This window comes from Achromobacter sp. Root83 (assembly GCF_001428845.1).
GTDB lineage: Bacteria > Pseudomonadota > Gammaproteobacteria > Burkholderiales > Burkholderiaceae_B > Achromobacter.
Genome location: NZ_LMIU01000001.1, coordinates 517,761 through 544,151 on the forward strand (window position 1 = coordinate 517,761; position 26,391 = coordinate 544,151).

Annotated in this window: 27 protein-coding genes; 22 read left to right on the plus strand and 5 right to left on the minus strand. The window is 65.3% G+C overall.

What is annotated here, in order from left to right; genetic code table 11:
- Positions 1 to 90 precede the first annotated feature (90 nt).
- Positions 91 to 1,290: an amino acid aminotransferase gene (locus ASE30_RS02340; RefSeq protein WP_057282636.1), complete on the minus strand. Its 1,200-nt coding sequence runs from the start codon at positions 1,288 to 1,290 to the stop codon at positions 91 to 93.
- Positions 1,291 to 1,365: 75 nt separating this feature from the next.
- On the opposite strand from ASE30_RS02340, the gene uvrB reads away from it, so the two are divergent.
- From uvrB to ASE30_RS02395, 11 genes are all read left to right on the plus strand, one after another.
- Positions 1,366 to 3,432, plus strand: a complete 2,067-nt coding sequence (uvrB, locus tag ASE30_RS02345) for an excinuclease ABC subunit UvrB (protein WP_057282637.1) — start codon at positions 1,366 to 1,368, stop codon at positions 3,430 to 3,432.
- A 250-nt stretch (positions 3,433 to 3,682) separates the two neighbouring features.
- The gene (locus ASE30_RS02350; RefSeq protein ID WP_006386176.1) at positions 3,683 to 4,174 is read left to right on the plus strand and encodes a low molecular weight protein-tyrosine-phosphatase; all 492 of its coding nucleotides are present in this window, start codon (positions 3,683 to 3,685) and stop codon (positions 4,172 to 4,174) included.
- 193 nt (positions 4,175 to 4,367) lie between these two features.
- Positions 4,368 to 4,907: a Fe-S cluster assembly transcriptional regulator IscR gene (gene iscR, locus ASE30_RS02355; protein WP_057282638.1), complete on the plus strand. Its 540-nt coding sequence runs from the start codon at positions 4,368 to 4,370 to the stop codon at positions 4,905 to 4,907.
- A 21-nt stretch (positions 4,908 to 4,928) separates the two neighbouring features.
- The gene (locus tag ASE30_RS02360; RefSeq protein ID WP_057282639.1) at positions 4,929 to 6,140 is read left to right on the plus strand and encodes an IscS subfamily cysteine desulfurase; all 1,212 of its coding nucleotides are present in this window, start codon (positions 4,929 to 4,931) and stop codon (positions 6,138 to 6,140) included.
- Positions 6,141 to 6,173: 33 nt separating this feature from the next.
- A complete protein-coding gene (iscU, locus tag ASE30_RS02365) occupies positions 6,174 to 6,578 on the plus strand; it encodes a Fe-S cluster assembly scaffold IscU (RefSeq protein ID WP_006225297.1) in 405 nt (134 codons plus the stop codon).
- A gap of 2 nt (positions 6,579 to 6,580) precedes the next feature.
- Positions 6,581 to 6,904, plus strand: a complete 324-nt coding sequence (gene iscA / locus ASE30_RS02370; protein ID WP_057282640.1) for an iron-sulfur cluster assembly protein IscA — start codon at positions 6,581 to 6,583, stop codon at positions 6,902 to 6,904.
- A gap of 3 nt (positions 6,905 to 6,907) precedes the next feature.
- Positions 6,908 to 7,420, plus strand: a complete 513-nt coding sequence (hscB, locus tag ASE30_RS02375) for a Fe-S protein assembly co-chaperone HscB (RefSeq protein ID WP_057282641.1) — start codon at positions 6,908 to 6,910, stop codon at positions 7,418 to 7,420.
- Positions 7,421 to 7,492: 72 nt separating this feature from the next.
- Positions 7,493 to 9,355, plus strand: coding sequence for a Fe-S protein assembly chaperone HscA (hscA, locus tag ASE30_RS02380; RefSeq protein WP_057282642.1), 1,863 nt, complete (start codon positions 7,493 to 7,495; stop codon positions 9,353 to 9,355).
- 9 nt (positions 9,356 to 9,364) lie between these two features.
- On the plus strand, positions 9,365 to 9,706 hold the full coding sequence (fdx, locus tag ASE30_RS02385) for an ISC system 2Fe-2S type ferredoxin (protein WP_057282643.1): 342 nt from the start codon (positions 9,365 to 9,367) through the stop codon (positions 9,704 to 9,706).
- Positions 9,706 to 9,900, plus strand: a complete 195-nt coding sequence (gene iscX / locus ASE30_RS02390; protein WP_057282644.1) for a Fe-S cluster assembly protein IscX — start codon at positions 9,706 to 9,708, stop codon at positions 9,898 to 9,900. Before fdx ends, iscX begins: the two co-directional genes overlap by 1 nt.
- Positions 9,901 to 10,065: 165 nt before the next feature.
- Positions 10,066 to 10,950: a methylglyoxal synthase gene (locus ASE30_RS02395; RefSeq protein ID WP_057282645.1), complete on the plus strand. Its 885-nt coding sequence runs from the start codon at positions 10,066 to 10,068 to the stop codon at positions 10,948 to 10,950.
- On the opposite strand, the gene ASE30_RS02400 is transcribed toward ASE30_RS02395, so the two are convergent.
- On the minus strand, positions 10,943 to 11,902 hold the full coding sequence (locus ASE30_RS02400) for a LysR family transcriptional regulator (RefSeq protein WP_057282646.1): 960 nt from the start codon (positions 11,900 to 11,902) through the stop codon (positions 10,943 to 10,945). The two genes, ASE30_RS02395 and ASE30_RS02400, sit on opposite strands and share 8 nt — an antisense overlap.
- A gap of 126 nt (positions 11,903 to 12,028) precedes the next feature.
- Here ASE30_RS02400 and ASE30_RS02405 point away from each other — a divergent pair, with 126 nt between their 5' ends.
- From ASE30_RS02405 to ASE30_RS02415, 3 genes are read left to right on the plus strand one after another with little or no spacing between them, the layout of a single operon-like run.
- Entirely contained in the window at positions 12,029 to 13,003 is a 975-nt protein-coding gene (locus ASE30_RS02405; RefSeq protein WP_057283232.1) for a tripartite tricarboxylate transporter substrate binding protein, read from the plus strand.
- Positions 13,004 to 13,026: 23 nt separating this feature from the next.
- Complete coding sequence (locus tag ASE30_RS02410; protein ID WP_057283233.1) at positions 13,027 to 14,238, plus strand: CaiB/BaiF CoA-transferase family protein; 1,212 nt, start codon at positions 13,027 to 13,029, stop codon at positions 14,236 to 14,238.
- The gene (locus ASE30_RS02415; RefSeq protein WP_057282647.1) at positions 14,235 to 15,026 is read left to right on the plus strand and encodes an enoyl-CoA hydratase/isomerase family protein; all 792 of its coding nucleotides are present in this window, start codon (positions 14,235 to 14,237) and stop codon (positions 15,024 to 15,026) included. The genes ASE30_RS02410 and ASE30_RS02415 overlap by 4 nt, the downstream gene beginning before the upstream one ends.
- 2 nt (positions 15,027 to 15,028) lie before the next feature.
- Here the strand turns inward: ASE30_RS02415 and ASE30_RS02420 are convergent, their stop codons facing one another.
- Entirely contained in the window at positions 15,029 to 15,832 is an 804-nt protein-coding gene (locus ASE30_RS02420; protein ID WP_057282648.1) for an enoyl-CoA hydratase/isomerase family protein, read from the minus strand.
- Positions 15,833 to 16,059: 227 nt separating this feature from the next.
- Here ASE30_RS02420 and ASE30_RS02425 point away from each other — a divergent pair, with 227 nt between their 5' ends.
- The 8 genes from ASE30_RS02425 (at position 16,060) to ASE30_RS02460 (ending at position 24,542) form a co-directional block, all read left to right on the plus strand.
- On the plus strand, positions 16,060 to 16,884 hold the full coding sequence (locus tag ASE30_RS02425) for an ABC transporter ATP-binding protein (RefSeq protein WP_057282649.1): 825 nt from the start codon (positions 16,060 to 16,062) through the stop codon (positions 16,882 to 16,884).
- The gene (locus ASE30_RS02430) at positions 16,884 to 17,762 is read left to right on the plus strand and encodes a branched-chain amino acid ABC transporter permease (RefSeq protein ID WP_057282650.1); all 879 of its coding nucleotides are present in this window, start codon (positions 16,884 to 16,886) and stop codon (positions 17,760 to 17,762) included. Before ASE30_RS02425 ends, ASE30_RS02430 begins: the two co-directional genes overlap by 1 nt.
- A gap of 3 nt (positions 17,763 to 17,765) precedes the next feature.
- Entirely contained in the window at positions 17,766 to 18,803 is a 1,038-nt protein-coding gene (locus ASE30_RS02435) for a branched-chain amino acid ABC transporter permease (RefSeq protein WP_057282651.1), read from the plus strand.
- 52 nt (positions 18,804 to 18,855) lie between these two features.
- On the plus strand, positions 18,856 to 20,037 hold the full coding sequence (locus ASE30_RS02440; protein ID WP_057282652.1) for an ABC transporter substrate-binding protein: 1,182 nt from the start codon (positions 18,856 to 18,858) through the stop codon (positions 20,035 to 20,037).
- Between the two features lie 61 nt (positions 20,038 to 20,098).
- Complete coding sequence (locus ASE30_RS02445) at positions 20,099 to 20,893, plus strand: ABC transporter ATP-binding protein (protein WP_057283234.1); 795 nt, start codon at positions 20,099 to 20,101, stop codon at positions 20,891 to 20,893.
- Entirely contained in the window at positions 20,890 to 22,734 is a 1,845-nt protein-coding gene (locus ASE30_RS02450; protein ID WP_057282653.1) for a long-chain fatty acid--CoA ligase, read from the plus strand. Before ASE30_RS02445 ends, ASE30_RS02450 begins: the two co-directional genes overlap by 4 nt.
- Entirely contained in the window at positions 22,731 to 23,885 is a 1,155-nt protein-coding gene (locus ASE30_RS02455) for a thiolase family protein (RefSeq protein WP_057282654.1), read from the plus strand. Before ASE30_RS02450 ends, ASE30_RS02455 begins: the two co-directional genes overlap by 4 nt.
- A 6-nt stretch (positions 23,886 to 23,891) precedes the next feature.
- Complete coding sequence (locus ASE30_RS02460; RefSeq protein ID WP_057282655.1) at positions 23,892 to 24,542, plus strand: TetR/AcrR family transcriptional regulator; 651 nt, start codon at positions 23,892 to 23,894, stop codon at positions 24,540 to 24,542.
- Here the strand turns inward: ASE30_RS02460 and ASE30_RS02465 are convergent.
- Both ASE30_RS02465 and lysS read right to left on the minus strand, forming a co-directional pair.
- A complete protein-coding gene (locus ASE30_RS02465) occupies positions 24,526 to 24,846 on the minus strand; it encodes a hypothetical protein (protein WP_057282656.1) in 321 nt (106 codons plus the stop codon). The genes ASE30_RS02460 and ASE30_RS02465 overlap by 17 nt on opposite strands.
- Positions 24,847 to 24,861: 15 nt before the next feature.
- A complete protein-coding gene (lysS, locus tag ASE30_RS02470) occupies positions 24,862 to 26,385 on the minus strand; it encodes a lysine--tRNA ligase (protein ID WP_057282657.1) in 1,524 nt (507 codons plus the stop codon).
- Positions 26,386 to 26,391: the final 6 nt, after the last annotated feature.

Genomic DNA, 26,391 nt, shown 5'->3' on the forward strand with positions numbered 1-26,391 from the left:
AATGCAAGCGCACACCGGGCGCCAACGAAAACGGGACCCGAAGGTCCCGTTTGATGGCTGGCCGCAAGGGCCTGCCCGCCGCGTGCCGCTTTACAGCACTGCGGCGATGCCGGCTGCCACCTTGTCGATGTTGCCGCTATTCAGCGCGGCGACGCAGATCCGGCCGCTGGACACGGCGTAGACGCCATGTTCTTCACGCAGGCGGTCCACCTGTGCAGCGCTCAGGCCCGAGTACGAGAACATGCCGCGCTGCTCCAGCACAAAGCTGAAGTCCTGCTTGCCGCCGTGTTCCTTGATTTTGTCGACCAACTGCTTGCGCATCAGACGGATGCGGTCGCGCATGCCGGCCAGCTCTTCTTCCCAGAGGGCAAAGAGTTCGGGCGTGTTCAGGACGGTCGAGACCACCGTGCCGCCGTGGGTGGGCGGGTTGGAATAATTGGTGCGGATGACGCGCTTCAATTGGCTCAGCACGCGAGTGGCTTCGTCCTTGCTGCCGGCGACAACCGTCAGCGCGCCGACGCGCTCGCCGTAGAGCGAGAACGACTTCGAGAACGAGGAGCTGATGAACATGGTCATGTCCAGGTCGGCGAACATGCGCACGACCGAGGCATCTTCCGTCAGGCCGTCGCCAAAGCCTTGGTAGGCGATGTCCAGGAACGGAACCAGGTTGTTTTCCTTCACGACGGCGGCGATCTGCTTCCACTGGTCGGCGGTGGGGTCCACGCCGGTGGGGTTGTGGCAGCACGCGTGCAGCACGACGACGGTCTTGGCCGGCGCGGCCTTCAGGTCCGCCAGCATGGCATCGAAGTTCAGGCCGCGGGTGGCGGCGTCGTAGTAGGAATACGTGCCGACTTCAAAGCCGGCGCGCTCGAACAGCGCGCGGTGGTTTTCCCAGCTGGGGTTGCTGATCAGCACCTTGGATGCCGGCAGCAACTGGCGCAGGAAGTCGGCGCCGATCTTGAGCGCGCCGGTGCCGCCCAGGGCCTGAGTGGTCAGCACGCGGCCAGCGGCGGCCAACGCGGAATCCTTGCCCAGCAGCAGGGCTTGCGCGCCGCTGTTATAGCCGGCGATGCCTTCGATCGGCAGGTAGCCGCGAGCGGCGGCGGCCTCGATGCGGGCGGCTTCTGCCTTGCGTACGGCGCCCAGCAGGGGGATCCGTCCCTGGTCGTCGTAATACACGCCGACGCCCAGGTTTACTTTACCCGGGCGCGTATCCGCGTTGTATTGTTCGTTCAGGCCAAGAATGGGGTCGCGCGGCGCGAGTTCGACGGAATCGAAAAGGGTGCTCATGGGACTCTGATGAGGTGGGTGGACGCAGTACGAGGTGCTGTGGATAATGGGGGGTTTACCCTGGAACAGTCTAGCATGCCTAAAAGCGCAATAGACCCGAGTGCGGTGGTGCCTGCCGCAGGTCCGGGATTCGTCGATTTTCCTGACAGCCCGTTTCATCTCTATCAGCCGTACCCGCCCGCTGGAGATCAGCCCACGGCCATCGAAGGGCTGACGCAGGGCGTCGAAGACGGCCTGATGTTTCAGACGCTGCTTGGCGTGACGGGGTCGGGCAAGACCTACACCATGGCCAATGTCATTGCGCGCATGGGCCGCCCCGCGCTCGTGCTGGCGCCCAACAAGACACTGGCGGCGCAACTGTACGCCGAGATGCGGGAGTTTTTCCCGAAGAATGCGGTCGAGTATTTCGTCTCTTACTACGATTACTATCAGCCGGAAGCCTACGTGCCTACGCGCGACCTGTTCATCGAAAAGGATTCGTCCATCAATGAGCATATCGAGCAGATGCGGCTGTCGGCCACCAAGAGCCTGCTAGAACGCCGCGACACGATCATCGTGGGGACGGTGTCCTGCATCTACGGTATCGGTAATCCCGGCGACTATCATGCGATGGTCCTGATCCTGCGGACCGGCGACCAGATCGCCCGGCGCGAGATCCTGGCGCGCCTGGTCGCCATGCAATACACCCGCAATGATGCCGAGTTCACGCGCGGCGTCTTCCGCGTGCGCGGCGAGACCATCGACATCTTCCCGGCGGAAAGCGCCGAACTGGCATTGCGGCTTACGCTTTTCGACGACGAGATCGAAAGCCTGGAGCTGTTCGATCCGCTGACGGGCCGCATTCGCCAGAAGCTGCCGCGCTTCACGGTCTATCCCGGCTCCCATTACGTGACGCCGCGCGATACCGTGTTGCGCGCCATCGAGACGATCAAGGAAGAATTGCGCGAGCGCGTCAAGCGTTTCGTGGACGACGGCCACCTGGTCGAAGCCCAGCGCCTGGAACAGCGCACCCGGTTCGACCTGGAGATGCTTCAAGAGCTCGGGTTCTGCAAGGGCATCGAAAACTACTCCCGCCACCTGTCGGGCGCCGCGCCGGGAGATCCCCCGCCGACGCTGATCGATTATCTGCCGTCCGATGCGCTGATGTTCATCGACGAAAGCCACGTCACCATCGGCCAGTTGAGCGGCATGTACCGGGGGGACCGTTCCCGCAAGGAAACCCTGGTGCAGTACGGCTTTCGCCTGCCGTCCGCGCTGGACAACCGCCCGCTGAAGCTCGAAGAGTTCGAGACACGGATGCGCCAGTGCGTCTTCGTGTCGGCAACCCCCGCGGCGTATGAAAAAGAGCACGCCGACAACGTGGTCGAGCAGGTTGTGCGGCCTACGGGGCTGGTCGATCCTCTAGTCGAGGTCCTGCCGGCACGTACCCAGGTGGACGATCTGCTGGGCCAGATCAAGGCCCGTGTCTCGCAAAGCGAGCGCGTGCTGGTCACCACCCTGACCAAGCGGATGGCGGAGGACTTGACGGACTTCCTGAGCGAGCACGGCGTGAAGGTGCGCTACCTGCATTCCGACATCGACACTGTCGAGCGAGTCGAGATCCTGCGCGATCTGCGCCTGGGCACTTTCGATGTGCTGGTGGGGATCAACCTGCTGCGCGAAGGCCTGGATATCCCCGAGGTCTCGCTCGTGGCGATTCTGGACGCGGACAAAGAGGGCTTCCTGCGTTCCGAGCGCAGCCTGATCCAGACCATCGGACGGGCGGCGCGCAACCTTAATGGCCATGCAATCCTCTATGCCGACCGCATCACGGATTCAATGCAGCGCGCCATGGAAGAAACCAGCCGGCGCCGGGCCAAACAGCTTCAGTTCAATAAGGACAACGGCATCACGGCGCGCGGCGTGCACAAGGCCGTGCGCGAACTGATCGACGGCATTGTGGCGCCTGTCCAGCACGACGCGTTGGAAGCGGCGGTCCCCGCCGAGTTCCTGAAGGACGAGAAGGCCCTGGCGCGCGAAATCAAGCGCCTGGAAAAGCTGATGATGGATCACGCAAGAAACCTGGAATTCGAGCAGGCCGCCGCGGCCCGGGATGCGCTGACCGCATTGAAGCAGCGGGTGCTGCTGGACGGGGCTGTGTAGCCGAAAAGCAAGGCTCCAAATGTATCATTTTGCTGACGCCAAGCTGAATTCCGCAGAAATCTGTTGCGTTGCAATCCGGAGGTCACAATCGCACTGAATCCCGCCCGCAAACTTGTGAGGCGGGACTTTAAAATAGCGCACAAGCCTATGATTTAAAAGGGTAAAAAAGAGGTTCCGGTTTGCTTTTTGTCAATTGCGCAGCCGCAAAAAAAGCTTGCCTTATCTCGGGTTTTCCCGCACACTTGCTTCCATGATGACCAAGGTACTTTTCGTTTGCATGGGCAATATCTGTCGCTCGCCGAGCGCAGAGGGCGTGTTTCGCCATTTGGTGAACGACGCGGGTTTGGGCGATGTGGTTCGCATCGACTCCGCGGGCACGCACGCGTTTCATATCGGCGAGGCGCCTGATGCCCGGGCGCAGGCTGCAGCACGTAAGCGCGGCTACGAGATCACGCACTGTGAGGCGCGTCAGGTCACCGCGGAAGATTTCCGCGACTTTGATCTTATCCTCGCCATGGACTGGGACAATCTGTCCGCCATGCAGCAACAGTGCCCCAAAGCATACCAGCACAAGCTGATGCTGCTGATGCGCTTTGCCAATGAGTTCGAAGAAGCCACCGTGCCCGATCCGTACTACGGCGGCGCCGATGGCTTCGGCAAGGTTCTGGACTACCTGGAGGACGCCTGTCAGGGTGTTCTTGAACTGGTCCGCAAGCGCGCTACCCAGTACCAGGCGGCCTGATCCGTCCCGACGTAGAACCGCCTGTGGCGCGGTTCTTCAGGTACATGGCAGTGAAAAAACCGCGCAAATGCGCGGTTTTTTCTAGCCGGGAGTCATACCAAATTAGTCGGGAATAGGCTATACTTGAGCCAATTACTCGGGTATTGACCGCCGGATTCGCCGACGGCCATTGCCGAATCACAGGGAACCCACCATGCGGCTAACTACCAAAGGGCGTTTCGCCGTGACTGCCATGATCGATCTGGCTATGCGGCAGCATAGCGGCCCGGTCACTCTTGCGGCCATCAGCCAGCGTCAGAACATCTCGCTTTCCTATCTGGAACAGCTCTTCGGGAAACTGCGTCGCCACGAACTCGTGGATAGCGTGCGTGGCCCGGGCGGCGGTTATTCCCTTGCCCGCCTGGCGCGCAACGTGACGGTCGCCGACATCATCTTCGCTGTCGACGAACCGCTGGACGCCACCAGCTGTGGCGGCAAACGGGACTGTACGAGCGGCAACGATGGCAAGCCGGGCAAGTGCATGACGCACGAACTCTGGGCCACGTTGAATCGCAAGATGGTCGATTACCTGGATTCGGTGTCCCTGCAAGATCTTGTGGATCAGCAGCGCGTGCGCCAATTGCAGGAAGCCACCAATCAAGCGCAGGCCTGCGCAGTGCGTGTGAACAGGGTAGGGGGCGGCACCGCCGCCAACGCCCCGACCACCACCGTCGCCGCCAATGCCACCGTATAAGAAGTATCAGGAGCTGTAGAAATGACCACCCGCCCAATCTATCTGGACTATTCGGCCACGACCCCGGTTGACCCCCGCGTCGTGGACAAGATGGTGCCGTGGCTGTATGAGAACTTCGGCAACCCGGCTTCGCGCAGCCATGCTTTTGGCTGGGAGTCGGAAGAGGCCGTCGAGCGCGCACGCGAAGAAGTCGCCAAGCTGGTCAACGCCGACCCGCGCGAGATCGTCTGGACCTCCGGCGCAACCGAATCCAACAACCTGGCCATCAAAGGCGCCGCGAATTTCTACGCGGAACGCGGCAAGCACATCATCACCGTCAAGACCGAGCACAAGGCCGTGCTTGACACCTGTCGCGAGCTGGAACGCCAAGGCTTCGAGGTCACCTACCTGAACGTGAAGGACAACGGCCTGATCGATCTGGATGTCTTCAAGGCCGCGCTGCGTCCCGATACCGTGCTGGTGTCGGTGATGATGGTGAACAACGAGATCGGCGTGATCCAGGACGTGGAAACGCTGGGCGAGATCTGCCGCGAAAAGGGCATCATCTTCCATGTGGACGCCGCGCAGGCGACCGGCAAGGTGGAAATCGACCTGCAAAAGCTCAAGGTCGATCTGATGTCGTTCTCGGCCCACAAGACCTACGGTCCCAAGGGCATCGGCGCGCTGTACGTCCGCCGCAAGCCGCGCATCCGCATCGAAGCGCAAATGCACGGCGGCGGTCACGAACGCGGTTTTCGCTCGGGCACGCTGGCCACGCACCAGATCGTCGGTATGGGCGAGGCTTTCCGCCTGGCGCGCGAAGAAATGGGCACCGAGAACGAACGCATCCGCATGCTGCGCGACCGTCTGTGGAATGGCCTGTCGCAGATCGAAGAGGTCTATCTGAACGGCGACATGGACCAGCGCGTGCCGCACAACCTGAACGTGAGCTTCAATTACGTCGAAGGCGAATCCCTGATCATGGCGATCAAGGAACTGGCCGTTTCCAGCGGTTCGGCCTGCACCTCGGCGAGCCTGGAGCCGTCGTATGTGCTGCGTGCCCTGGGCCGCAACGATGAATTGGCGCACAGCTCGATCCGCTTCACGCTGGGCCGCTTCACCACCGAGCAGGAAGTGGATTACGCGATCGAGCTGCTCAAGAGCCGGGTTGGCAAGCTGCGCGATATGTCGCCGCTGTGGGAAATGGCCAAGGAAGGCATCGACTTGAACACCGTGCAGTGGGCTGCGCACTAAGCGCCCGCGCCTGGATATACGTGGAGAATTAACATGTCTTACAGCACCAAAGTTCTGGATCACTACGAAAACCCGCGCAACGTCGGTTCGTTCGACAAGTCGGACGAGTCGGTGGGCACCGGCATGGTCGGCGCGCCGGCCTGTGGCGACGTCATGAAGCTGCAGATCAAGGTCAACGAAGCCGGCGTCATCGAAGACGCGCGCTTCAAGACCTACGGCTGTGGTTCGGCCATTGCGTCCAGCTCCCTCGTGACCGAGTGGGTCAAGGGCAAGACGCTGGATCAGGCCATGAACATCCGCAACACGCAGATCGCCGAAGAACTCGCCTTGCCGCCCGTGAAGGTCCACTGTTCGATCCTGGCCGAAGACGCGATCAAGGCCGCGGTGCAGAACTACAAAGAAAAGCACTCGGTTCCGGCCGAAGCGGTGGCGGGCTGATCATGTCCGTCACCCTGACCCAACAGGCCGCCACCCATATCGGCCGCTACTTGCAGAAGCGCGGAAAGGGTATCGGCTTGCGGCTCGGCGTTAGGACGACGGGCTGCTCCGGCATGGCCTACAAGCTCGAGTATGTCGACGAGGTCGCTTCGGAAGACATCGTCTTCGAGAGCTTCGGCGTCAAGGTCGTCATCGACCCGAAGAGCCTTTCGTACCTGGATGGCACGGAACTGGATTATGCCCGCGAGGGCCTGAACGAAGGCTTCAAGTTCCGCAACCCCAACGAAAAGGCGACCTGCGGCTGCGGCGAGTCGTTCACGGTGTAACGCTTGGCTGGAGACGATCACTTCAGCCTGTTCGGCTTGCCGGCGCGTTTCGACCTGGATGCCCAGGCCCTGGAAAGCGCCTGGCGCACCGTCGCCGCGCAGGTCCACCCCGACCGCTTTGCCACGGCCAGCCCCGCGGAACGCCGCGTGGCCATGCAGTGGGCGGCGCGCGCCAACGAGGCTTACCGCCAACTGAGGGATCCGCTGCTGCGTGCGCGCTACCTGTGCGAACAGGCCGGCGTGGACTTGCAGACCGAAAGCAACACGTCCATGGACACGGCTTTCCTGATGCAGCAGATGACCTGGCGCGAAATGCTGGACGATGCGCGCGACGATGGCGGCGCCTTGACCGCGCTGCAAGCGGAACTGGACGAGGCGCGCACCGAGATGCGCGCCACGCTGACCCGTTTGCTGGACGACGAGCAAGACTACGCGGCGGCCGGGCTCAAGGTGCGGGAATGGATGTTCGTGGAAAAGCTGGCGCAAGAGCTGGCGCACGTCCAACCCGCTGGATAGCCAAAGCTGCGCTGGGGTGTCCGTGCAACGGGCGCCGGCACAGCGCGGCCTACTGACCAGAAAAATAGAATCATGGCCTTATTGCAGATTTCCGAGCCCGGTGAGTCGCCCGCGCCGCACCAGCGCAAGCTGGCGGTCGGGATCGACCTGGGCACTACCAATTCGCTGGTCGCGGCGGTGCGCAGCAGCGTCGCCGAAGTGTTGCCCGACGCGCAAGGCCATGCCTTGCTGCCGTCGGCGGTGCGCTATTTTCCGGACGGCAAGGTCACGACCGGCCGCGAGCCCCTGGCGCAACAGGCCGAAGATCCGCTGAACACCGTGGTGTCCGTGAAGCGGTTCATGGGCCGTTCGCTGGAAGAGGCCCGCGCCTCGCGCGCGCCGTACGAATTCGTGGACGCGCCCGGCATGGTGCGTATCCGCACGGCCCAGGGCGACCTGAGCCCGGTCGAGGTGTCCGCGCAGATCCTGGCGGTGCTGCGCCAGCGCGCGGAAGACGTGCTGGGCGATGACCTGGTGGGCGCCGTCATCACGGTGCCCGCGTATTTCGATGATGCCCAGCGCCAGGCGACGCGCGACGCGGCCCGGCTTGCCGGGCTGAACGTGCTGCGCCTGCTGAACGAACCGACCGCCGCGGCGATCGCCTACGGCCTGGATCACGCCTCGGAAGGCGTGTACGCGGTGTACGACCTGGGCGGCGGCACGTTCGATATTTCCATCCTGCGCCTGACCCAGGGCGTGTTCGAAGTGATTTCCACCGGCGGCGATACCGCGTTGGGCGGTGATGATTTCGACGCCCTGATCGTGGATCACGCGGTGGCCAGGCTGGCGGCCGGCGAGTTGTCGCCCGCCGACCGGCGCGGCCTGCTGATGGCGGCCCGCGCGGCCCGCGAAGCCTTGTCCGACGCCGACACGGCCAGCCTGAAGCTGGCGCTGTCCGACGGGCGCGAGGTGGATGTGGCCTTGACCCGCGCCGGATTCGAGGCGCTGGCCCAGCCGCTGATCGAACGCACGCTGGATTGCGCGCGCCGCGCCTTGCGCGATGCGTCCTTGAAGCCCGCCGATGTGCGCGGCGTGGTGATGGTGGGCGGCGCCACGCGCATGCCCGTCGTGCGCGCCGCCGTGGGCAAGCTGTTCGGCACCGAACCCTTGACCGATCTGGATCCGGATCAGGTCGTGGCGCTGGGCGCGGCCCTGCAGGCCAACCTGCTGGCCGGCAATCGCGCGCCGGGCGAAGACTGGCTGCTGCTGGACGTGATTCCCTTGTCGCTGGGCCTGGAAACGATGGGCGGGCTGGTTGAACGCATCATCCCGCGCAACAGCACCATCCCCGTGGCGCGCGCGCAGGAGTTCACCACATTCAAGGATGGCCAGACGGCCATGAGCATCCACGTGGTGCAGGGCGAACGCGACCTGGTCGCCGATTCCCGTTCCCTGGCTCGCTTTGAGCTGCGCGGCATTCCTCCCATGGTGGCGGGCGCCGCCCGCATCCGCGTGACCTTCCAGGTGGATGCGGATGGCTTGCTGAGCGTCACCGCGCGCGAACAGAGCCAGGGCGTCGAGGCCATGGTGTCCGTCAAGCCGTCCTACGGCCTGTCGGACGACGAAATTGCACGGATGCTGGCCGACAGCGTGGCGCAGGCCGACACCGACGCGCAGGCCCGCATGCTGCGCGAGCAGCAGGTGGACGCGCGCCAGTTGGTGGAGTCCGTGCAGGCGGCGCTGGCGGTTGATGGCGACCTGCTGGACGCCGAAGAGCGCAAGCGGGTGGACGAGTGCCTGCAAGCCGCGATTGAAGTGCAGCAAGCTCAGGATGTGGATACGGTGAAAGAGGCGGTGCAGGCCTTGTCGGCCGCGACCGACGACTTTGCCGCGCGGCGTATGGACCGCAGCATCCGCGCCGCGCTGGCTGGCCGCAAACTTGACGAAATCGCCTGATAAGAAGTTATGCCTAAACTGACTGTACTGCCTCATCCCGATTACTGCCCGGAAGGCGCCGTGATCGAAGACGCGCCCAAGGGCGTGTCGATCTGCCGTGTGCTGCTGGACAACCATATCGATATCGAGCATGCCTGCGAGCTGTCGTGCGCCTGCACGACCTGTCACGTCGTGGTCAAGCAGGGCTATTCCTCGCTGGAAGACGCCACGGACGATGAAGAAGACCTGCTGGACAAGGCCTGGGGCCTGACCCCGACGTCGCGCCTGTCCTGCCAGGCGGTGGTGACGGACGCGGACCTGACGGTCGAGATCCCCAAGTACACGATCAACCACGCGAAAGAGGGCCATTGATGAAGTGGACCGACACCTACGAACTCGCCGCCGCGCTGGTGGACGCGCATCCCGACGTCGACCCCAAGACGCTGCGGTTCATGCAGTTGCGCGAATGGGTCATGGCCTTGCCTGGCTTCAGCGATGATCCCGCCCACTGCGGCGAGAAGATCCTGGAGGCCATCCAGATGGCCTGGATCGACGAGGCGGACTGACCGCCACGCGGCAAGACGCTCCCTCCGGGGAGCGTTTTTGTTTCCGGACGGCATTCATGGCCCATCCTGGGCCGCGCGGCGGGGATCCGCTTTTGCCATGCCGCGGTCTCGATGCCACGGTATCATCGGGGATCCGTTTGTTGTCTTCCTAGCCCGAGTCCACCGATGCCCGCTGCCCCATTGCGTTTTGGCCTGGCCGCCAATCGATTGCACCATGAAACCCCCGATGCCGCCTTGTTCACCTGGCTGCGCGCGTGTTCGTCCACGATACGCGAGCTGGGCGTGCAACTGCACACCGTCGGCCGCACCCACGACGCGATCGTGCGCGAAGGCATGCTGCAGGGCTATGGCGGCCTGGTTCGCTACCCGTATGGCCGCGAGGGCGGCCTGATGAAGCTGGTGGCCCGCGTGACCGAAGGCCGCGACGGCCAGGCGCCATTCGACGGCGCGATCTACCTGATCGATCCGGTCGACCCTTCTTCGATTTTTCCGGAAGCGCTGGCACTCAAGCGCCAGTGCATCACGCACGGCCGGCCGTTCATTTCAACGCTGGCCGGCGCCATCGAATGGATGGAAGTCGAACGCATCCATGCGGGACTGGCGCCGGACGCCTCGGCGTCGCGCCATTTCAACTTCACGGGGCAGACGCTGGCGATGATTGCCCACGATGCGCTCAAGGACGAGATGGTGGCCTTTGCCAGCGAACACTTCGACGTGTTGTCGCGGTTTGCGCGGCGCGTGGCGACGGGCACGACCGGCGGCAGGCTCAACGAGCTGGCCTGGTCGCGCGGCTGGCCCAAGGATACGCCGTGGGTGCACCGCTATCTGAGCGGGCCGCTGGGCGGCGACGCGCAGATCGCGGAGCTGGTGCTTGAACATCAATGCCAGCGTGTGATCTTTTTCGAGGATCCGCATGTCGCGCGCCAGCACGAGGCCGACATCCAGTTGCTGGAACGCGCCGTGCGCGTGGTCACGGAATCGGCCACCTGCGCGACGTCGCCCACGGTGGCGCGGCGGTGGGCGCAGGCGGTGGAAAAGCGCGTTATCTGACCCTGGGCCTCGCGGGCGCGCCGGCGGGCCGGGCGTCCGCGATGATGCGGCCGACGCGGTCGGCGACGGCCGATGCCGCCATCGACAGCGGCAGGACATCCGAGCGGCACAGAAACACCGGACGCGTCATGCGCGGCTTGCTTATCCGGTGCAGGACGACATCGCCGCGCGTGGCCTCGTGGCGCACGGCCTCGTACGACAGGATCGTGTGCGCGACGCCGGCCTGCGCCAGTTCGATCAGTTGCGGAATGGCATTGGCTTCGGCAATGACACGGAAGTCAACGCGCTCGCGCTGCTGATATTGGTCCAGCAGGCGCCGCAGGCTGTGCGGATTGCCCGGCAGCACCAGCGGTAATGCCGACAGGGCCCGCAGGCTCATGGCGGGAAGCGCGTGCAGGTCGGCGGCCGGCGGCTTTCTGCCCCGCTTGGCCGGCGGGGGGGACACCACCACCAGTTCCTCATCGATCAGGTGCTGGAAGCGCAGATCCACCGATGCGTCGTCGCTGAAGGTCAGGCCCAGGTCGGCGTGCCCTGAACTGACAAAACCCGGAATGTACCCGGTACTGGATTCGATGATCTTCAGGTAGACGCCTGGCCAGTGTTCCAGGCTGAACCGCAGCAGCGGCACGGTCAGCAGCTTTGCCATGGACATCGACATCGCCAGCGACACCGTTCCTCGCGGTGCGCTGAGGTCTTCGCGCACATCGGCGCGCGCCGAGTCGATGCGACCCAGGATCTCGCGCGCGTGCGCAAGCATGCGCGTGCCGGCCGCGGTGGGGGTGACGCCGCGGGCACTGCGGTGCAGCAGCACCACGCCCAGATCTTCTTCCAGATTGCGGATCAGCAGGCTCAGCGCAGGCTGCGCTACATGCAGCGTTGCCGCCGCGCGGCTGATCGAACCCGTGGAAACCACCGTGACGAAGCACTGCATCGCCCGAATGGACATGGCCATGGAAGCACTCCAGTCAGCGCGAGCCATCATGAATTTATTATGGCCTGCATATTTAAACGGTATTTCCAATATACCAAGCCGCTTCGGATAATGAACGCCAGCCCCGAAAAAAATAACGGAGACATCATGGCGTTCAATAGAATCCTTGCCGCGTGCCTTGCGTCGGCAACCCTGGCCACCCCCGCGTGGGCCGATAGCTGGCCTTCAAAGCCGATCACGCTGGTTGTGCCATTTTCGGCTGGCGGACCGACCGATTTCATCGCCCGCCTGGTGGCGGAACCCCTGGCGCGCGAGCTTGGGCAGCAGGTCATCGTGCAGAACAAACCCGGCGCCAGCGGCAACGTCGGGTATCAGAGCGTGCTGAACGGCCCGCCCGACGGCTATACGCTGATGCATAACACCGTGGCCATGCAGGCCATCAACCCGCTCATGTATCCCAGCGCCAGGATGCATCCGCTGCAAGACTATGTGCCGATCGGCACCACGGGCGCCATGCCCAATCTGCTGGTGGTGAATCCCGAGCGTACGCCCGTCAAGACGCTCGCCGAACTGGTCGAACGCGGACGCGCCGCGCCCAACGGGCTGAGCTACGCGACGTTCGGGCCGGGCAGTTCGCCGCATGTGTACGGCGCTTCGTTGCAGAAGCTGGCTGATTTCCAGGCGGTGGGCGTGGCTTACAAGGGCAGCGCGAATGCCGTCACGGATGTGATTGGCGGCCAGGTCGACTTTCTGTTCGACAGCATGTCCACCAGCCTCGGCCAGGTCCAGGGCGGCAGGCTGAAGGCGCTGGCGATCACGTCCGCCGAGCGTTCCCCCATGCTGCCCGATGTGCCGACGCTGAAGGAAGCCGGCTATCCCAGCCTGGATCTCAAATTCTGGTTCTCGTTGCAGACGCCCGCCGGCACGCCGCCCGAGGTGGTGCAAAAGCTGCGCGACGCGGTGGCGCGCGTGGTGGCGGACGATGCCTACCGCAAGGCGATGCAGGACCGCGGCGCCGAGGCATTCCAGGTGGCGCCCGCGCAACTGGACGACTTCTTCAAACGCGAAACCGCGCAATGGACCCAGGCCGCGAAGACCATCGGGCTGAAGGCCGAACAGTGACCATGTCCGCCTCCGCCGTCCGCATGACTCCGCTGAAGAACATCACGGTCCTGGACCTGAGCAAGGTGCTGGCCGGGCCGCTGTGCGGCCAGTATCTGGGCGAGCTGGGGGCCCGCGTGATCAAGGTCGAGCCCGTGGGCACCGGCGACGACACGCGCGCCTGGCTGCCGCAGGATGCCGGCCAGTCCGCGACGTTCATGGCGGTCAATCACAATAAGCGCAGCCTGGCCGTGGACCTGAAGACCACGGAAGGGCGTGCGGTGGTGCATCGCCTGGCCGAACAGTCGGATGTGGTCTTGCAGGGATTTGGCGGCAAGACCGCCGCGCGCCTCGGCGTGGACTACGCGACGCTGAGCCGCCTGAATCCGAAGCTGGTGTACTGCGAGATCTCGGGCTATGGCCGCGAGGGGCCGATGGGCGAGGAGCCGGGCTACGACGTGATGCTGCAGGCGTTCAGCGGCATGATCAGCACGATGGGCGAGCCGGGCGGCAACTTCGCCCGCGCCAGCTTTTCGCCGGTGGACCTGGGCACGGGCTCGTTCGCGCTGAGCGGGATCCTGGCCGCGCTCCTGGAACGCAGCCAGACCGGCAAGGGGCAATACCTGGACGTGTCGCTGCTGGATACCTCGCTGGGACTGATGTCGTACATGGCCCAGAACTATTGGCGCACGGGCCAGGTGCCGCGCCGCATGGGGACCGGCCATCCGGCGATGTGTCCTTATCAGGCGTTCCGCGCCGCCGATGGCGACCTGATGCTGGGGGTGGGCAACGACGCGCAGTGGCAACGCTTTTGCGCGGTGGCGGGCCTGCAGGATTATGCGGACACGCCCGAGTTCGCGAGCAATGCGGATCGGGTGCGCAATTTTGACGCGACCGTCGCCTTGGTTCAGGCGTGCATCGGAACGCGAACCGTAGCGCAATGGCTGAAAGCACTGAAGCCCGCGGGCATTGCGTGTTCGGCCATCCATACCCTGGATCAGGCCTTGTCCCATCCACAGGTCGCCGCGCGCGAGCTGATCGTGACCAGCCGGCACCCCGTTCTGGGCGAGGTGCAGAACGTGGGCCTGCCGATACGGTTCGGACGCCAGCCGCGCCAGGCCGCGCTGCCGGCGCCATTGCTGGGGGAGCATAGCCGGGAAATCCTGGCCAGCCTGGGTTACGCGGAGCACGAAATCGAGGCGATGCTGGCCGCCGGCTGCATACAGGACCACGCCCGTCACGGAGAACCGGCATGAAGTATCTGCGCTATGTAGTTCGAGACCGGATCGCTGAAATGCATCTCTGCCACGCGCCCGTCAATGCGCTGGATGTGGACATGCTTGATGAGCTGATCGCGGCGTTGGCGCAGGCCGATGCGGACCCCGATGTGCGCGCCGTCTTGATGGCCAGCGATCTGCCCGGCCGGTTCTGCGCGGGGCTGGACATGAAAAAGCTGCTGCAAAGCACGCCGGCCCGTATCCATGAGTTGCTCACGAAGCTGTACATCAAGCTGTACGACGCGCAGTTCAATCTGAGCAAGCCGTCGATCGCGGTGGTGTCGGGCGCGGTCCGGGGCGGCGGTATGACGGTGGCCATTTCCAGCGACATGATCGTCGCCGCGGACACCGCCACGTTTGGCTATCCGGAAATCGACGTGGGCGTGTTGCCCGCGATCCATTACGTGCATCTGCCCGCCATCGTGGGCAAGCACCGCGCGTTTGACCTGCTGTTCACCGGCCGGACCTTCGGCGCGCAAGAGGCGCAGGGGCTGGGATTGGTGGCGCGCGTGGCGCCCGAAGCGGAACTGCTGGAGCAGGCGCGCGTACTGGCGCGCGCATTGGCGGACAAGCCGCCGCAGGTCCTGGCCATAGGTCGCCGCGCCTTTGTCTACAGCAACGACAACGAATACCGGCGCAGGGTCGCGACGGCGGTCGAGGTGTTCTGCAATGCTGCCGCCACGCCGGAAGCCCGCGAGGGCTTGAGCGCCTTTGTGCAGAAGCGCGCGCCGGACTGGTCCGCCGTGGGCGGCGCGGCGGCGCGCTAGCGTCACCGTCCGGTGAATAGCGGGGTGCGCTTTTCGCGGAAGGCCTTCACGCCTTCCGCGAAGTCGGCGCGCGTGGCGGAGTCCAAAAAGCGCGCGGTTTCCTCGGCCAGTTGGGTTTCCAGCGTGGCGTGTCCGGCCGAACGTAGCAGGTCCTTCGCGCCCGCAATGCCATGCGGCGCGTGCCGGGCGATGTCCTGCGCGTAGGCCTGGGCCGCTGAATCGAGTTCGTCTGCAGGGGCGGTCCGCGTGACGATGCCCCAGGCCAGCGCGTCGCTGGCGGTGAAGGCGTCGTGCCGCAGCAGCAGATCCAGCGCGCGCTTCGGGCCCAGCACGCGCATGAGTCCGTGCGTCATGCCCGCGTCGGGCGTGGCGCCCAGCTTCAGATAGGCCGTCATGAAGCGCGTTCCAGTATCGGCGATGGCGAGGTCGCAGGCCAGCACCAGCGACAGGCCGGCGCCGGCCGCGACGCCATGTGCCTGCGCGAGCCAGACCTTGTCCATGCGCGCGATGCGCGCGATGAAATCGTTCAGCGGCGTGAACAGGTCCAGCAGCGTGCCGCGCACCTGAGCGGGTTCGCCGGTGAACATGCCGATGTCTCCGCCCGCGCAGAATGCCTTGCCGGCGGCGCGCAGCAGGACGACGCGAATGGCGTCGCGCGCTTCCAGCCACTGCGCGGCTTGTTGGAGGTCTCTGGCCATGGCGACATCGATGGCGTTGAGCGTGTCCGCGCGGTTCAGCGTGACGGTGGCGATTGCGCCGTCGGTCTCCAGCAGCAAAGTCTGGAAGTGCGGAAGGTCCTGGGTCATGGGCAGTCTCCGTTTTCGGGTAAATACCAACTGTCGATCCAAAAACCGCGATGCTAAGGTCTGAACCGAGCGCTTGCTTGGTTTTGTTTTGAGCACGTTTAGCGTAACGCATAGAACGATTTTCCGGCGCTGTACTGGCGTAGGTAAAGCGGGTCGCCAGATTCACTGTCGAAAAAGATGTTCGCCCCAGGCGGCAAAAAAACTTCGCGACAAAAGCGAGGAGACAAATGGTGGATCAGTCCGACAGGCCTCCCTTGCTGGAGGTGGATGGGGTGACGCTGGCGTTCGGCGGAGTCAAGGCGCTTACGGGCGTGGGCTTTCGCGTCGCGCCCGGCTCCATCACCACGGTCATCGGCCCGAACGGCGCCGGCAAGACCTCGCTGTTCAACACCATTTCCGGTTTCTACAAGCCCGCGTCGGGGCAGATCCGCTTCGAAGGCCGCGACATCACACGGATGGCCGCGCCGGAGCGCGCCCGGCTGGGACTCGCGCGCAGCTTCCAGAACATCGCGCTGTTTCGCGGCATGACGGTGCTGGACAACATCAAGCTGGGCCGCCATGCGCATCTGCGCAGCAATGTGCTGGACGCCCTGTTCTATCTGGGCCGGGCGCGCCGCGAGGAGATGGCGCTGCGGGCCGACATCGAAGAGCGCATCATCGACTTCCTGGAGATCGACCATATCCGGCACGCGCCGGTAGCGGCGTTGTCCTACGGCCTGCAAAAGCGCGTGGAGCTGGCGCGGGCACTGGCGATGAATCCCAAGGTGCTGATGCTGGACGAACCGGTCGCCGGCATGAACCGCGAAGAAACCGACGACATGGCGCGCTTCATTCTGGATGCGCGGTCGGAATGGGGCCTGACGGTGCTGATGGTGGAACACGACATGGGCATGGTGATGGACCTGTCGGACCACGTGGTGGTGTTGAACTTCGGGCAGGTGATCGCGGACGGCACACCGATCGAGGTGCAGGCCAATCCCGAGGTCATCAAGGCCTATCTGGGCGCGGGCGATGTGGGTGACCTGCGGCGCCGCCTGCGGGAGGCGGCCTGATGGATGGCCTGTTTTTCCTGGAGGTCACGCTGGCGGGGCTGGGCAGCGGCGGGCTGTATGCCCTTGCCGCGCTGGCCTTCGTCATCGTCTACAAGGCGACGCGGGTGGTGAACATCGCCATCGGTGAATTCCTGATGCTGGGCGCCTACGTGTTCTATGCGTTCGCGACCGGCATGGCGTGGCCCATCTGGCTCGCGATCCTGGGCGCGGTCGTGGTGTCCGGCGCGCTGGGCGCGCTGGTCGAGCGGCTGACGATACGGCCCATGCTGGGAGAGGCGCCGATCTCGGTGTTCATGATCACGGTGGGCCTGGCTTCGATCCTGGTGGGGGCGGTGGAGCTGATCTGGACGGCCGACCAGCGCCGGCTGCCGGAGTTCATGCCGCGCGCGCCCGTCATGATCGGCGAGGCGTTCGTGGCGCCCAAGGTCTTCTACGGATTCTGGGTGGCGGTGGTGCTGGCCCTGCTGGTGCTGGTGGTGTTCCGCTATTGGCGCGGCGGAGTCGCCTTGCGCGCCACGGCGTCGGACCAGGGCGCGGCCTATGCCATGGGCATCAATGTGCCGCGCGTGTTCTCGCTGGCCTGGGTGGCGGCGGGCGCGATCGCGGCGGTGTCGGGCGTGATCGTGGGCGCCATCGGCGGGATCTCGTCGTCGATGGGCGTGTTCGGCCTGTCGGTGCTGGTGGTGGTGATCGTGGGCGGCCTGGACAGCGTGGCCGGGGCCCTGGTCGGCGGGATCTTCATCGGACTGCTGGAGGCATGGGCGGGCGCCTACATGGGCGGCGAATACAAGCTGCTGGCCACCTTCATCGTGCTGGTCGTGGTGCTGATGGTCAGGCCATACGGCCTGTTCGGCACCCGTGAAATCGAGAGGCTCTGATCCATGCGTATCGCGACTGCCAAGCAGACCTATCTGGCCGACGAGGCGCTGTTCGATACGCGGACCCAGCACCTGTGGCTGGCGCTGCTGGCGGCGTCCCTGGTGCTGTTTCCGTTCGTGGCGGATGCCTATTGGCTTTACCTGGCCTGCCTGGTGGCGATCAATATCGGCAGCGCGACGGGGCTGAACATCCTGACGGGCTACACCGGACTGGTCAGCCTGGGGCAGGCCGCGTTCATGGGCCTGGGGGCGTATACGGTGGCGGTGATGGAGCTGCGCCTGGGCACGCCCGTCCTGATCAACCTGCTGGGCGGCGGCCTGGTGGCCATGGCGGGCGGGCTGCTGGTCGGCATTCCGTCCCTGCGGGTCAAGGGGCTGTACCTGGCCATCGCCACGATCGCGGCGTCGTTCATCGCCCATTTCATTTTTGCGAACTGGCAGTTCACGGGCGGGACCACCGGCCTGCAGGTGCCGCCGGCGCGCGTGCTGGGCATCGACCTGGATACCTCGTTCAAGATCTATTGGCTGATCGTGCCGGTGACGGTGCTGATGGTGCTGGGGGCGGCGAACCTGTTCCGCACCCGCATCGGGCGCGCCTTCATCGCGATCCGCGACCGCGACATCTCGGCCGAGGTGCTGGGTATCCGCCTGCTGCGCTACAAGCTGCTGTCGTTCGGGCTGTCGTCGTTCTACGCGGGCGTGGCGGGCGGCCTGTGGGCGTACTTCTTTCGCGTGGTCACGCCGGAGAGCTTTCCGCTGATCATGTCCATCTTCTTCCTGGCGGCCATCATCGTGGGCGGCATGGGCTCGATCCTGGGTTCCATCCTGGGCGCCATCTTCATGACGATGGTGCCTGAATTTCTGAAGCTGATCGTCGGCTGGCTGCCCGTGGGCGGCGACGCGCTGCGGCTGATCTCGCCAGTGCGCACCATCGTTTTCGGCCTGCTGATCGTGGGCTTCTTGATCTTCGAGCCGCACGGGCTCGCGGAAATCTGGCGGCGCGTGCGCCGATTCTTTCACCTCTGGCCCTTTCGCACCTAGCGGTTCGACCCCGACGTGACGGCGGCCACCCATAAGACCCAGGAGACAAACCATGAAGCGCATCCGGATAGGCAGCGGTTTATCGAAGTGGTTGGCCCCGTTGGGCCTGGCGGCGGCGATGGCGGCGGCGCCCGCGGCCTACGCGGCCGAGGATCTGGTGCTGGGCGGGTCGATTCCGCTGAGCGGCGTGTTCGCGTTCGCGGGGCAGGGGATCCACGCGGGCATTACCGACTACGTGAAGATCGTCAACGACCAGGGCGGGGTGAAGGGGCGCAAGCTGCGCTATGTGCCGGAAGACACGGCATACAAGGTGGATGCGTCGGTGGCGGCGTTCAAGAAGATCACCAGCCAGAACAAGGTGAACTTCTATTACGGTGATTCGACCGGCTTTTCCAAGACGATCAACGCCGAACTGAACCGCACGGGCGACATCCTGATGACCGGCGCGTCGTTCGCGACCGAGCTGAACGATCCCGCGAAGTATCCCGCGCAGTTCATGCTGGGGCCCGACTACACAGAGATGTTCGGCATCCTGCTGCGCTATATCGCCAAGGAGCAGCCCGGCGCCAAGGTGGCGTTCGTGTATTCCGACACGGAATTCGGCCGCGATCCGATCGCCAGTTCGCGCGCGGTGGCCGAGAAGCTGGGGCTGAAGGTCGCGACCGAGATCATGACGCCGCCGGGCAGCGTGGACGTGTCGACCGAGGTCATCAAGCTGCGCCGCGCGGATCCGGATTTCACGATCTTCCATGGGTACGTGCTGGCGCCCATTCCCGAGTTCGTCGGGCAGGGCAAGCGCATGGGCCTGAAGACGCGGTACATGGGCACGTTCTGGACCATGGACAACTCCACCGTCATGCAGATGGGCGAGGACGCCGAGGGCTTCATGGGCGTGATGCCTTACCGGTACTACTACGACACGGCCGCCGACGCGCCGATGCTGAAGAAGATCCGCGAAATGCGCCCGCAGTACCAGAGCACCGGCTACATGCAGGGCTTTCTGGCCGCCATGCTGTTCACGGAAGTCGCCAAGCGCACGCTGGACGCCGGCAAGGAGCTGACCGCCGCCAACATGAAGGCCGCGCTGGATGGCATCAAGGACTTCGACACGGGCGGCCTGATCGGCGTGCCGGTCACCATCAAGGGCAATTCGATACCGGTGGGACGGATCTACCGCGCCGACGTGAAGCAGAAGCAGATGGTGCCCGCGTCCGACTGGATCGTGCTCAAGTGAGGTTGCCGTGAATCCGGGACATGACGCGCGGACAGAGGCCGCCGGGGCGCCGCCTTCGGCGGTGCTCGACATCAACAACATCGAGGTCGTCTACAACAAGGCGGTGCAGGTGCTGCGCGGCTTGTCCCTGTCGGTGCCGGCCGGCAGCATCGTTGCGCTGCTGGGAAGCAACGGCGCCGGCAAGTCCACCACGCTGAAGGCGGTGTCCGGGCTGCTGGACCTGGAGGATGGGGCGCTGGTGCGCGGGCAGATCGTCTTCAATGGCGGCGATACGGCCGGGGCCAAGCCCCAGAACCTGGTGCGCTCGGGCCTGGCGCATGTGATGGAAGGGCGCAGGGTCTTCGAAGACCTGACCGTGGAAGAGAACCTGGTGGCCGCGACGTATGCGTTGACGGGCAGGTCCGGGGCGCGCGTGGACTTCGATCTGGTCTACGGCTATTTCCCGCGCCTGTTCGAGCGGCGCCGCGGGCTGGCCGGCTATCTGTCGGGCGGCGAGCAGCAGATGCTGGCCATCGGCCGGGCGCTGATCGCGCAGCCCAGGCTGATGCTGCTGGACGAGCCGTCGCTGGGGCTGTCGCCGATGCTGGTGGAAAGCATTTTTTCCATCATCGCGCGCATCAACAGCGAACAGGGGGTGTCGATGCTGCTGGTGGAACAGAACGCGTCGGTGGCGCTGGCGGTGGCGCACTACGGCTACATCATGGAAACCGGCAAGGTCGTGATCGACGGCAGCGCGGAGAAGCTGGCGGCGGATCCGGACGTGCGCGAGTTCTACCTGGGCGTGGGCGGTTCGGGCGAGACCCGGGGCTTTCGCGACATCAAGCACTATAAGCGCCGCAAGCGCTGGCTCTCATGATGGACGCGCCTTTCGACCGGGACGGCTGGCCCGCGCTGACGCTGCCGCAGATGCTGCGTGAACAGGCGCGCCGGCAGCCATCCGCCATCGCCATCCGGCAGAAGGACTTTGGCATCTGGAAACCCCTGTCATGGGCGGAGTACTGGCAGCGCGCGTGCCGCATCGGCCTGGGCTTGCGCGCCTTGGGGCTGAGCCGCGGCGGACGAGTGGCCATCGTCTCCGACAACCGCGTGGAATGGCTGCTCACGCAGATGGGAGCGGGCGCGGCTGGTGGCGTGGCGGTGGGCGTGTATTCGACCAGTCCCGCCGAGGAAATGGGCTATGTGCTGGAGCACGCCGACGTCGAACTGGTGGTGTGCGAGGACCAGGAGCAGACCGACAAGGTGCTGCAGGTGGCTGGACGGCTGCCGCTGCTGCGCCGCATTGTGATGATCGAAACGAAGGGCCTGCGCTCGTATGCGCCGCAGGACCGTGCGCGCATCGTGCCGTTCGTCGAGGTCGAGGCCGACGGCGGCAAGCGGGAAGCGGCGGAGCTGGCGGCGATGAACACGATGCTGGACGGCCAGCGGCTGGACGACACGGGCTTGATGATCTACACCTCCGGCTCCACCGGCAGGCCCAAGGGCGCGATGCTCAGCTACGGCAACATGCGCGGTGTCGCGCCGGGCATTGCCGAGCGGCTGTCGATGGATGCATCGACGGTGCATCTTTCGTATCTGCCGCTGTGCCATGTGGCCGAACAGATGCTGTCGACCTTCGCGCCCATTTACCTGGGCGCGCAGGTGAACTTTGGCGAATCGATCCGGACCGTGCAGGAAGACCTGCGCGAAGTGGCTCCGACAATATTCCTGGGCGTGCCGCGGATCTGGGAGAAGCTGCATGCGGCGATCTCCATCAAGATGCAGGAGGCCGGGCCCGTGCAGCAATGGCTGTACCGGAAGGCGCTGAGCCAGTGCGCGCCATTTCTTGAAAAGTCGCGCGGCCAGTATGGGCTGGGAGAACGATTGACGCACCTGCTGTGGTATTGGCTGGTGCTGCGCGCCCTGCAGAATTTCATTGGACTGCGGCGGGCGCGGGTGGCGATGACGGGCGCGGCGCCCATTCCACCGGACGTGGTGCGTTACTTCCGCACGCTGGGCGTGCCGCTGGTGGAGGTCTACGGGTTGACGGAGTCGGCGGGGATGATCTTCGGGCAACACCCCGACCGGGTCAAGGTCGGCACCGTGGGCGAGCCGATCCTGGGCGTGGAATGGCGGGTGGGAGACGCGGGCGAATTGCTGGTGCGCGGCGAGATGGTGTTCCAGGGCTATTACAAGAACCCGGACGCCACGGCCGATGCCGTGCGTGACGGCTGGCTGCATACCGGCGATGTCGTCGCGGAGGAAGCCGGACGCGTGCGCATCGTGGACCGCCTGAAGGACATCATGATCACGGCGGGCGGCAAGAACCTGACGCCATCCGAGATCGAGAATGCGGTCAAGGGCAGTCCGTACATCAAGGAGTGCATCGTGATCGCGGATGGCCGGAAGTACGTGTCGGCGCTGATCCAGCTTGAGTTCGAAACGGTGGGCAAGTGGGCGGAGTCCCGGCGCATCGCGTTTACGCATTTCCGGTCGCTGGCCGAATGTCCGCAGGTGCGCGAGCTGGTCCAGCAGGAAATCGCGCGCGCCAATGCCGGGCTGGCGCCGGTGTCGCAGATCAAGCGTTTCCATCTGCTGACCAAGGAACTGGACCACGACGACGGCGAAGTCACGGCGACGATGAAAGTCAGACGCGCCAGCATCTATCGCGTCTACGCGGACGAAATCGAAACGCTCTACGTCGAGGAGACGACCGCATGAACGAAGCCGTGATCGTGGAAGCGGTGCGCACGCCTTTCGGCCGGCGCGGCGGGTGGTGGGCACAGACCCGGCCGGACGCGCTACTGGCCAGTACCGTGCAGGGCCTGCTGGCGCGCGCCGGCCTGCCCGGAAACAAGGTCGAGGACCTGATCGCCGGCTGCGTCAGCCAGGCGGGCGAGCAGGGCGCCAACATAGGGCGGCTGGCGGCGATGCTGGCCGGGCTGCCGGAAACCGTGCCGGGCGTGTCCCTGAACCGCATGTGCGGATCCAGCCAGCAGGCGGTGCATTTTGGCGCGCAGGCGATCGCCGCGGGCGATATGCGCTACGTGGTCGCGGGCGGAGTGGAAAGCATGAGCCGCGTGCCGATGTTCCTGGACGTGACGCTTGGGCAGGGCGAGTTCCAAGGATTCGATACGCTGAATCCGGCCCTGCTGGAACGCTTTCCGTTGATCCATCAGATCGAGAGCGCCGAACGGATCGCCAGCCATTGGGGGCTGTCGCAGGCCGAGATGGACCAATGGGCGCGCGAAAGCCACGCCCGTGCATGGGCGGCGGCCAGCGCCGGACTGCACGCGGAGCTGCTGCCGGGCCCGCATGCGGACGCGCGGCGCGATGAAGGCATCCGCGAGGCCACCGATCCCGCCCGCATGGCGGCCATGGCGCCTGCGCTCAGGTCCCCGGGGCAGGGCGGCGTGACGGCGGCCAATGCCAGCCAGCTCGCGGACGGCGCGGCGGCGGTGCTGCTGGCCGACCGCGACACGGCGCTGGCCGATGGCCTGCGCCCGAGGGCACGATTCCTGGCGCGGGTGGTGGTCGGTTCGGACCCGGTGATGCAGCTCACCGGCGTCATCCCCGCCGCCCGTCAGGCGCTCGCGCGCGCCGGATTGGTGCTGGACGATATCGACTGGATCGAGATCAACGAAGCTTTTGCCAGCGTGGTGCTGGCCTGGCAGCGCGAACTGGGCGCGAATCCGGCGCGCGTGAACCCCTGGGGCGGCGCGATCGCGCATGGGCATCCCTTGGGCGCGACGGGCGCGGGCCTGATGGGCAAGATGCTGACGGGGCTGGAGGCCACCGAGGGCGAATTGGGCATGCAGCTCATGTGCATCGGTCACGGCATGGCGACCGCCACCATCATCCAGAGGTTGTGAAGCGGTATGGACAAGACCGGGACGGCGGCGTCGCGGGACGAAGGCGCGGATTCCGAACGCCGCAAGGAACTGGTCCTGACGGCGGGACGGCTATTCAGCAGGCGCGGCTATGAGCGCACGACGGTGCGCGAGCTGGCGCGCGCCGTGGGCCTGCAGTCCGGCAGCCTGTTCCATCATTTCCGCAGCAAGGAAGAGATCCTCGTGGCGGTCATGAACAACGGCATCCAGGAAGTGATCGACCTTGGCGAACGGGCGCTGGCCTGCTATGACGTGCCGGCGGATCGGCTGGCGGCGCTGTTCCGCGTTCACATGTGGAGCATGCTGCACGGCGCGGGCGGAGATGCGATGAATGCGCTGGTGTACGAATGGCGCAGCCTGTCGGGGCCAAGCCAGGCGGCGGTGAAGGTGCTCAGCGACCGCTATGAGGCGATGTGGCAGTCGGTGGTGGCGGCGGCGGTGGAGGTCCGGTTGATCAGCGGCGACGCGCGCGTCATCAAGCGCTGCGTGCTGGGCGCGATGAACCTGACCGTGCAGTGGTACAAGCCCGGCGGGCGGCTGGCGCCGGCGGAGTTCATCGATGCGATGCTGCAGGCAGCGTTGCCGGCGTTGCCGGCGGGCGCCGGCAAGTGGCCCTGCGAGCCTAGCCCCGGCGCTTGAGAAATGCCGCCACCGCGCAGGCGATGGACAGCGCCAGCAGGGATCCGGATACGGGCAGCAGGAAGTCCGCCTCGCCGTGATAGCCCCCGCCAGTGACGCCGCCCGCCACGCCACCCATCCACAGCAGGGCGGTCAGCAGCGCCGCCACGGCGGCAATCGCGGTGGCGATGCACAAGGCGATGAATACCGGGCGGCGCGCGGCCACGGGCCGGTAAGGCGTGCCGGGCTGGACGCGGCGAGGCTGCTTGATCCAGTAGACCAGCCCCGCCACGACCAGCAGAAGCATCAGGATCTTGAAGATCATGATGCCGACCGCTGCTTAGTCTTCACGGCGCAGATGCGGGAAGAGGATGACGTCGCGGATGCTGGGGCTGTCGGTCAGCAGCATGACCAGGCGGTCGATGCCGATGCCGCAGCCGCCCGTCGGGGGCATGCCGTATTCCAGGGCGCGGATGTAGTCGGCGTCATAGAACATGGCTTCTTCGTCGCCGGCGTCCTTGGCTTCGACCTGCGAGCGGAAGCGTTCGGCCTGGTCTTCGGGGTCGTTCAACTCCGAGAAGCCGTTGGCGATTTCGCGGCCCGTCATGAAGAGCTCGAAGCGTTCGGTGATGCCTGCGCGGGTGTCGGAAGCGCGCGCCAGCGGCGAGACTTCCACCGGATAGTCGATGATGTAGGTGGGGTTCCAGAGCTTGGCTTCGGCGGTCTCTTCGAACAGCGCAAGCTGCAGCGCGCCCAGGCCGGCGCGCGACAGCACCGGGCCGTCGGCGTCGGCGCCCAGCTTCTTGAGTTCGGCGCGCACGAAGACGGCGTCGTCCAACTGCGCCTGCGTGTAGCCCGGGGCGTACTTCAGGATGGCTTCGCAGATGGTCAGGCGGTCGAAGGGCTTGGACAGGTCCAGCTCGCGTTCGCCGTAGGTGAGGACGGCGCTGCCGGTGGCCGAGATGGCGGCCTGGCGGATCAGCTCTTCGGTGAAGTCCATGAGCCAGCGGTATTCCGCGTAGGCCGCATAGAATTCCATCATCGTGAATTCAGGGTTGTGGCGCGGGCTGACGCCTTCGTTGCGGAAGTTGCGGTTGACTTCGAACACGCGCTCGAAGCCGCCGACGATCAGGCGCTTCAGGTAGAGCTCGGGTGCGATGCGCAGGTACATTTCCATGTCCAGCGCGTTGTGATGCGTGACGAAGGGCTTGGCCGCCGCGCCGCCCGGGATCGGGTGCAGCATGGGGGTTTCGACTTCGAGGAAGCCTGAGTTCAGCATGAACTGGCGGATGCTGCCCACGGCCTTGCTGCGGGCCTCGAATGTGCGGCGGGTGGCGTCGGTCATGATCAGGTCGACGTAGCGCTGGCGGTAGCGCAGTTCCTGGTCGGCCACGCCATGGAACTTGTCGGGCAGGGGGCGCAGCGACTTCGACAGCAGGCGCGCCGTGGCGGCATGCACCGACAGTTCGCCCTTGTTGGTCTTGAAGACCGACCCTTCGATCGCGATGATGTCGCCGATGTCCCATTGCTTGAACGCGGCGTAGTTGTCTTCGCCCAGCGTGCCGCGGTCCAGGTAGATCTGGATGCGGCCGGTGCTGTCCTGCAGCGTGGCGAAGCTGGCCTTGCCCATGACGCGCTTGAGCATCATGCGGCCGGCGACCTTGACGGTGACGGCGGCGGCGGCCAGGGCTTCCTGCTCCTCGCCGTCGTACTTGTCATGCAGGGCGGCGGCGCGGGCGTCCGGAACGAAATCGTTGGGGTACGCGACCCCGGTTTCGCGCAGTTTGGCCAGCTTGGCGCGCCGTTCGGCGATCAAGCGGTTTTCATCCTGGGCGGGAGCCGGAGTGGTCGAGTGGTCGGTCATGGTCGG